The organism is Nocardiopsis potens DSM 45234 (assembly GCF_000341105.1).
GTDB lineage: Bacteria > Actinomycetota > Actinomycetes > Streptosporangiales > Streptosporangiaceae > Nocardiopsis_A > Nocardiopsis_A potens.
The window spans coordinates 22,773-29,053 of the sequence record NZ_ANBB01000087.1; the positions used below are offsets into that span (position 1 = coordinate 22,773).

7 protein-coding genes are annotated in these 6,281 nt (G+C 75.2%); 1 reads left to right on the forward strand and 6 read right to left on the reverse strand.

What is annotated here, in order from left to right; all coding sequences use genetic code 11:
• Nucleotides 1-44: 44 nt before the first annotated feature.
• From D459_RS0128895 to D459_RS33980, 6 genes are all read right to left on the reverse strand, one after another.
• Nucleotides 45-839 carry a hypothetical protein gene (locus tag D459_RS0128895; protein WP_017596478.1) on the reverse strand — a complete coding sequence of 265 codons (795 nt, stop codon included), beginning with the start codon at nt 837-839 and terminating at the stop codon, nt 45-47.
• 161 nt (nt 840-1,000) lie between these two features.
• Nucleotides 1,001-2,098 (reverse strand): methyltransferase, encoded by a 1,098-nt coding sequence (locus D459_RS0128900; RefSeq protein WP_152523154.1) that lies wholly within the window; start codon nt 2,096-2,098, stop codon nt 1,001-1,003.
• A gap of 38 nt (nt 2,099-2,136) precedes the next feature.
• A complete protein-coding gene (locus D459_RS0128905) occupies nt 2,137-2,526 on the reverse strand; it encodes a SchA/CurD-like domain-containing protein (RefSeq protein WP_017596480.1) in 390 nt (129 codons plus the stop codon).
• Entirely contained in the window at nt 2,526-3,242 is a 717-nt protein-coding gene (locus D459_RS0128910) for an SDR family NAD(P)-dependent oxidoreductase (protein ID WP_017596481.1), read from the reverse strand. Before D459_RS0128910 ends, D459_RS0128905 begins: the two co-directional genes overlap by 1 nt.
• 32 nt (nt 3,243-3,274) lie before the next feature.
• Nucleotides 3,275-3,610: an antibiotic biosynthesis monooxygenase family protein gene (locus tag D459_RS33220; protein WP_017596482.1), complete on the reverse strand. Its 336-nt coding sequence runs from the start codon at nt 3,608-3,610 to the stop codon at nt 3,275-3,277.
• Nucleotides 3,607-4,257, reverse strand: coding sequence for a SchA/CurD-like domain-containing protein (locus D459_RS33980; RefSeq protein WP_081620748.1), 651 nt, complete (start codon nt 4,255-4,257; stop codon nt 3,607-3,609). Before D459_RS33980 ends, D459_RS33220 begins: the two co-directional genes overlap by 4 nt.
• Before the next feature lie 195 nt (nt 4,258-4,452).
• Here D459_RS33980 and D459_RS37455 point away from each other — a divergent pair, with 195 nt between their 5' ends.
• On the forward strand, nt 4,453-5,982 hold the full coding sequence (locus D459_RS37455; RefSeq protein ID WP_017596484.1) for an FAD-dependent monooxygenase: 1,530 nt from the start codon (nt 4,453-4,455) through the stop codon (nt 5,980-5,982).
• The last annotated feature ends 299 nt before the right edge of the window (nt 5,983-6,281 follow it).

A 6,281-nucleotide genomic window follows, 5' to 3' on the forward strand; every position in this document is an offset into this window, starting at 1 on the left:
CCGCGCCCGTCCCCCCGGGCGCGCGGCGGTGGCCGGGCCGGCCGCTAGACGATGGTGACCAGCGCGTACATTCCCTCGGCGGGGAACTTCCTCCCGTTGTCGTGGTCGGTGACCCAGGAGGTGAGCACGTACCGCCCGGGCGGGAGGTCGGCGGACACCACCGCGGAGCGCCCCGGGGACAGGGGGACGCATCCGACGGGGCCGGACCGGATGAGGTCCGGGACCGGGGGCTGCCGGCCGTCCGAGATCGCGGCGAAGAAGTCCTCCACGTCGCTCCCGCGGGCGCCGTCCTTCAGGCCCATCAGGACGGCCTCGTTGTACTGGTCCAGCCGGTTGGTCACCCGCAGCGGCGTACCGCTCCGGATCTCCTGCGGCACCTGGTAGCGGGGGCCGGCCGCGGTGTTCACCTGGACCACGGCGACCTCGGCCCCGGACGGCTCCGAGCCCATCGAGGCCGGGCCGGTGCCGACGGTGAACGAGTGCACCTTGGCCGCGGGGCCGTCGCCGAGGATCCGCTTGTAGTCGATGAAGTGGTAGGTGCCGGGCGAGAGCAGCTGGGTGTAGGAGACGGGCACGTCGCCGGTGACCGCGGCCCCGCCGAGCATGATGCCCTGGCCGTCGAGGACCCGGCTCGCCGCGATCGCCTCCGGGCCGTACCCGTAGGCGCGCTTGAGGTCGTCCAGGTACTGCTCCAGCGAGACCCCGTCCACCAGCCGCACCAGGCCGAGCCAGGCGCCCTCCGGGTCCTCCGAGCGGATGCGGAAGGTCGCGGCGCCCGGCTCGACCGTGTCCGGCGCGGCGATCCCCGCGGCGTCCGCTCGAATGTCGTACACGTTCATTCGGATGACTCCTTCCTGTGGCACGCGATCCCCTCCGGCCGACGGGCACCGGCCGCACGGGTGTTCGGCGCGTCCGACCCGCAGGAGGCACTGGCGCGCGAACGCCTCCGCACACTGCTCACTATAGCTGAACAGTATTCAGTTTCAAGAGCGGTGTTCATCTAATCGGTCCGCGCCCCGTCGGCGAGGCGGCACTCCAGCACCGCCCAGCGCCCGGCCTCCGGCGCCGACACCAGCTCGAACCCGGAGGCGGCGAAGAGCGCCCGCCACTCTGCGAGGTCCCGCTCCCGGCCGCCGAACCGCAGCATCATGTCGATGTCGAGGAACTTCCCCTGATCCCAGCGGTCCCCGGGGGCGACCACGTGCTCCAGCACCACCAGGCGGGCGTCCGGGTCGCCGCGCATCGCCGCGCGGACCGCGCCGAGGATCGCCCCGGCCGGCCCGTCGTCCCAGTCGTGCAGCACCGCCTTGAGCACGTAGGCGGCGCGCCCGGCCGGGAGCTCGCCGAAGAAGTCGCCTCCGACCGCCTCGGCCCGCTCCGCGACCCCCTTCTCCGCGAAGTTGGCGGCCGACTCCGCGACCACCTCCGGGCGGTCGACCAGCGTCCCCCGGACCCCGGGGTGGCGCGCCAGCAGCTCGGCGAGGAACAGGCCCTGCCCGCCGCCCACGTCGACCACGCTGCCGAAGCGGCCGAAGTCGCAGGCGTCCAGCAGCAGCCGGGTGGTCGCCGCGCTCATCCGCGACATCGCCCGGTCGAACAGGCGGCCGCTCTCCGGGTTCTCCTCCAGGTAGGAGAAGAAGTCCGCGCCGAAGATGTCGTCGAACACCGGCCGCCCGGTGCGCAGCGCGGTCACGATCTCCCCGTAGGGCCGGTTGACCACCTCGGAGCCGTTGAACAGGATCATGTCGCGCTGGCTGTTCGGGGCGTCGGCGCGGAGCGCCTCGGCCATCTCGGTGAACCCGACGCGGCCCTCGTCGTCGAGGGTGAACACCCCCACCGACGCCGCGCAGCGCAGCAGCCTGCGCAGCGCCCCGGCGTCCACCCCGACCGCCTCGGCGATCTCGGGGACCCGGGTGCGCCCCTGGGCGAGGGCGTCGGCGACGCCGACCTCCGCCAGGGCGTAGACCACCTGGGAGACCCGTTTGCCGTTGGTCAGCATGAGCAGCCGCGCGTGCGCCGGAACGCCGTTCCCGCCCGGTCCGCCCGGCCCGCCCGGTCCTCCCTGTGCAGCGGGCGGAGCCGTGTCCGCAACGGACATGCCGCCCCTCCTCTCCTCTACTCGGTTCCGTCCGGGCCTCAAGCGGACCCGTTCGGGTGGGTGTCCACGGTCAGCTGCGAGATGCAGCGCATGGTCGACGACCGGAAGTGCTCGGAGAACCCCTCGGCCGTCTTCGTGTCGGTCTCCCTGGGGGCCGCCAGGTACGGCGCCAGCTTCTCCTCCAGGATGTGCACCCCCTTCTGGGCGCCCATGTGCCGGCCGATCCGGGCGAAGTCGCCCTCGTAGTGGATGACCCGGACCAGGACGTCGTCCTTGACGAAGACGGCGGTGCCCAGCAGGCGCCCCGCCTCCTCCCCGTTCTCGTCGGTGAAGACCGGGGTGTTCACCCGCTGGAAGCCGGAGAAGAGCTCGGCGACCTCCTCCTGGTAGGCGGGGTCGATCCGGTAGCTGATCGCTGCGTAGGGCATCAGATTCCTCCGTCGAGGTTGATCGTGGTTCCGGTCAGGAATGCCGAGGTGTCGCCGCCGAGGAAGAGGGCGGCCCCGGCGACGTCCTCCGGCCGGCACAGCCGCCCCAGCGGCGTGGCCGCGATGATCCGCTCGGCGATCGGGCCGGGGGGCTCCGCGCCGCCGCCGTCGACCATGCCGGGCGCGATCGCGTTCACCCGGATCCCCCGGGGGCCCAGCTCCTTGCAGAGCGACCGGGTCAGCCCGATGAGCGCCGCCTTGGCGGCCGAGTAGTGGGCGGCGGCGGGGCGGCCGCGCATCGCCGCGGCCGCGCCGACGGAGACCACCGACGCGCCCTCGCCCAGCAGCGGGAGGGCCGCCCGGATCACCCGGTAGACCGAGGTCGCGTTGAGGTCGAGGACCCTGGCCCACTCCTCCTCCGCGAGCTCGGCGAGAGGGGCCGCCCCGTCCGCCCCGACGTTGTTCACCAGGACGTCCAGTCCGCCGAAGTCCTCCCCGACGGCGGCCGCGAGCGCCGCGACGTCCGCGGGCGAGGACACGTCGGCGCGGTGCACGGCCTGCACGGCGGCGGCCAGCTCCTCGTCCGGCCGGCTCCCTCCCCGGTGGCAGACCGCGACCTGCGCGCCGGCCCGCGCGAACGCCAGCGCGGTGGCCCGCCCGACGCCGCGGGTGCCCCCGGTGACCAGCACCCGCTTCTTCTCCAGTCCGGTGTCCATCGGCTCTCCTCCTCCGGTCCGCCCCGGCCGGGTCACCGGTCCCCGCCCGGGGGCTCCGCGCCGGCCGCGCCGTCCTCGAAGACCTCGTAGATCTCGTAGTGCGGGCGCCGGTTCCGGTCCTGGTACGGGTGGAGCGGGGTCTTCTTCCCCTGGTAGGCGGGGCCCTGGCGCCAGGTCTCGTAGGCCTCGCGCCGCTCCCAGTCGCTCACCACCGCGTAGCCGAGCGGGTCGTCGGCCAGCCGGAGCAGCCGCACGCCCAGCAGGCCGGGCGTCCCCTGGAACCCGGGCAGGAAGAGCCGGTAGGAGCGCTCCACCGCCTCCGGGTCGTCCTGCGGGGCCCGGTGGTGGACCACCAGCCGGACCGTCACCGCTCCGCCCGCCGGCTCCGGTGCGCGCAGTGCATGGTGTTGGCCTTGAACTGCTCCAGGAACTGCTCGGGGGTCTCCACGTGCCGGGTCTCGGCCATGTAGGGGGCGAGCTTCTTCTCCATCTCGGGGCGGCCGCCGCGCTTGGACATGTACCGGGCGACGTCGTCCAGCTCGCCGTCGAACATGACCACCCGGATCATGTTGTCGTCCTTGACGAACAGGCCGACGCCGATGATGACGCCGGTCTCCTGCCCCTTGTCCCCCCGCAGGGTCGGCCGCGCCTCCGCCTGCACCTGGGCGAAGACCTCGCCGATCTCCTTCTCGTGCCCCGGCTTGACCTTGTAGCGGAGGGCGGCGAGGCCGGCCGGGCGGTCCTCGATGAACCGGGACTGCACGCACACCATCGGGACCGGCGCTCCCCCGTCCCGGAGGTAGGGCGCGAGCCGCTTCTCGTCCTCCCGGCCGATCAGCTCGGCGGCGCCGCCGTCGCCCTCGCCGTGGTGGAAGACCCGGACGACCGTGTCGTCCTGCACGAACAGGCCCGTCCCGGAGAGGCCGCCGAGGTCGGCCGGGCCCTCGCCGAGCACCTCCGCGACCTCCGCGGCCGCTTCGGGCCTGATCCTGTGAACGGTTGCTGACAGTGCCATGGGGCGCTCCCTGCGTGATCGGTTGCCGGTTGCGACAAGTGTCCGAGGTCGCTCTCAACCCCCGTTCGCGCGAACCTGGATTGTTCCCTGAGCCACGACCGCTCCTCGAACGCCGGTCCGATCGGCCGCCGGATGATGCGGTGGTGCGCCGGTCCCGCCCGGAGCCGCGCGCAGGACGACGAAGGAGGACCCGCGATGCCCGAATCCGAGACCGCCCTGGACGTGCTGGTCATCGGCGCCGGCCCGTCCGGGCTGACGCTCGCCGCGGACCTGGCCCGGCGCGGCGTGCGCTGCCGGGTGGTGGACCGGCGCCCGGAGCCGCTGCCCGGCGCCCGCTGCCCCAACCTGTGGCGGCGCACCCTGTACGCGCTCGACCGGGTGGGGCTGGACCCGGAGGCGCTGCGCGCGGACTCCGTCGAGATGCGGGCCAAGGTCTTCCACGTCGGCGGCGAGTCGGTGAGCGTCCCGCTGCGCGAGGACCCCGACGACGACCGGTGGCCCTTCCCGCTCCTGGTCCGCCAGGACCGCCAGGAGGAGATGCTGTCCGCGCTGGCCGAGCGGCACGGCTGCCCGGTCCGGCGCGGGACCGAGGCGTCGCTGCTGGCCCGGGAGCGGGACTCGGTCCTGGTCGGGCTGCGCTCGGAGTCCGGGGAGGAGCGGGTGCGCGCCGCGTGGGTGGTGGCGGCGGACGGCGAGGACGGCCCGACGCGCCGCGCCGCCGGCGCCGCGTGGACCTCGCGGCCGCACGGGGACATCACCTGGTGGCAGCTGGACACCGGGATCGAGGGCCTGGACCTGCCCCCCGCCCAGGAGGACCTGTTCCACGCGCCGCGCCGGCACGTGGGGCTGGTCCCGCTGGCCGGCGGCCGCTACCGGCTCTTCCTTGCCGCCCCGGCCGCGGAGGCCCCCGCCGCCCCCGGGACCGCCGAGGTGGAGGAGGCGGTCCGGGGCATCCTGGGGGACGGGGTCCGGCTGACCGCCCCGGAGCACCTGTGGCGGCGCACCCCCCTCCAGGGGAACGCGGACCGCTGGGTGCTGGGCCGGGTGCTGCTCCTCGGCGACGCGGCCCGGGTCTTCCCGATGCCGGTGCACGGGCTGAACACCGGCATCCAGGACGCCGCCGACCTGGGCTGGAAGCTGGCGGCGGTGGTCCGGGGGGACGCTTCGCCCGCCCTGCTGGAGACCTATGAGACCGAGCGGCGCGGCATCGCCGAGGTGCTGATGCGGCGCGGGGAGCACGTGCTGCGGGCTGGGGTGTCCGAGGACCCCGCCGCCGCGCTCGCCCCGATCCTGCGCGAGCGCCGCCCGCGGGTCCGGACCGAACCCGCGGGCAGCTACGAGACGGGCCCGCTGACCCTGCAGGCCCGGCACTCCCTGTCCGACTGCGCGGGGGACTGGATCGCCCCCGCCCGGGTGGCCGCCCCGGAGGGCGCGCGCACCGTCGCCGACCTGCAGCGGGACGGGCGGTGGCTGGTCCTCTCCCCGCCCGGGGCGGCGCTCCGGGTCGAGCACCCGCTGGACCCGCTGACGGTGGAGGACGCCCGGCCGGAGCGGAGCGGCCGGGTCCTGGTGGTGCGCCCGGACGGCTACGTGGGCGCCGAGATCCCGCTGAGCGGAGAGAGGGCCGCCGCCCAGGACGTCCGCTCCTACCTGGACCTGGTGGCGTCCGGGGGCTCCCGCCGCGCCGCGGCCGGCCCGGCTCCCCGCGCCGCCGCCCGCGGCTGACCCGGCCCGGCGCCCCGGCGGCACCGCCGCCGGGCGCGGGGCGGCCCGCCCCTTGCTTTCGGGGACACGGCTCCCGGGACGCGGCTCCCGGGGGCGCGCCGCCCCGCCCGCGCCCACCTCCGAACGCGCCCACCCGGAGGGGGGTGGCACCGGCGTGCAGTCCACCGCGCGGAACCCGCGGACCTGCACCGATCCGCACCGACCCGCGCCGACCCGCGCCGATCGCCCTGGACCGGTCAGGGTAGTACGCGGTCCTCCTCCAGCAGCCCCTGATGGATCCGCTGCAGCTCCACCGAGGG

Bases quoted from the DNA above. Each gene is read 5' to 3' on its own strand.
- D459_RS0128895 (WP_017596478.1), bottom strand. From the start codon at position 839: ATGAACGTGTACGACATTCGAGCGGACGCCGCGGGGATCGCCGCGCCG.
- D459_RS37455 (WP_017596484.1), top strand. From the start codon at position 4,453: ATGCCCGAATCCGAGACCGCCCTGGACGTGCTGGTCATCGGCGCCGGC.
- D459_RS0128900 (WP_152523154.1), bottom strand. From the start codon at position 2,098: ATGTCCGTTGCGGACACGGCTCCGCCCGCTGCACAGGGAGGACCGGGC.
- D459_RS0128905 (WP_017596480.1), bottom strand. From the start codon at position 2,526: ATGCCCTACGCAGCGATCAGCTACCGGATCGACCCCGCCTACCAGGAG.
- D459_RS33980 (WP_081620748.1), bottom strand. From the start codon at position 4,257: ATGGCACTGTCAGCAACCGTTCACAGGATCAGGCCCGAAGCGGCCGCG.
- D459_RS0128910 (WP_017596481.1), bottom strand. From the start codon at position 3,242: ATGGACACCGGACTGGAGAAGAAGCGGGTGCTGGTCACCGGGGGCACC.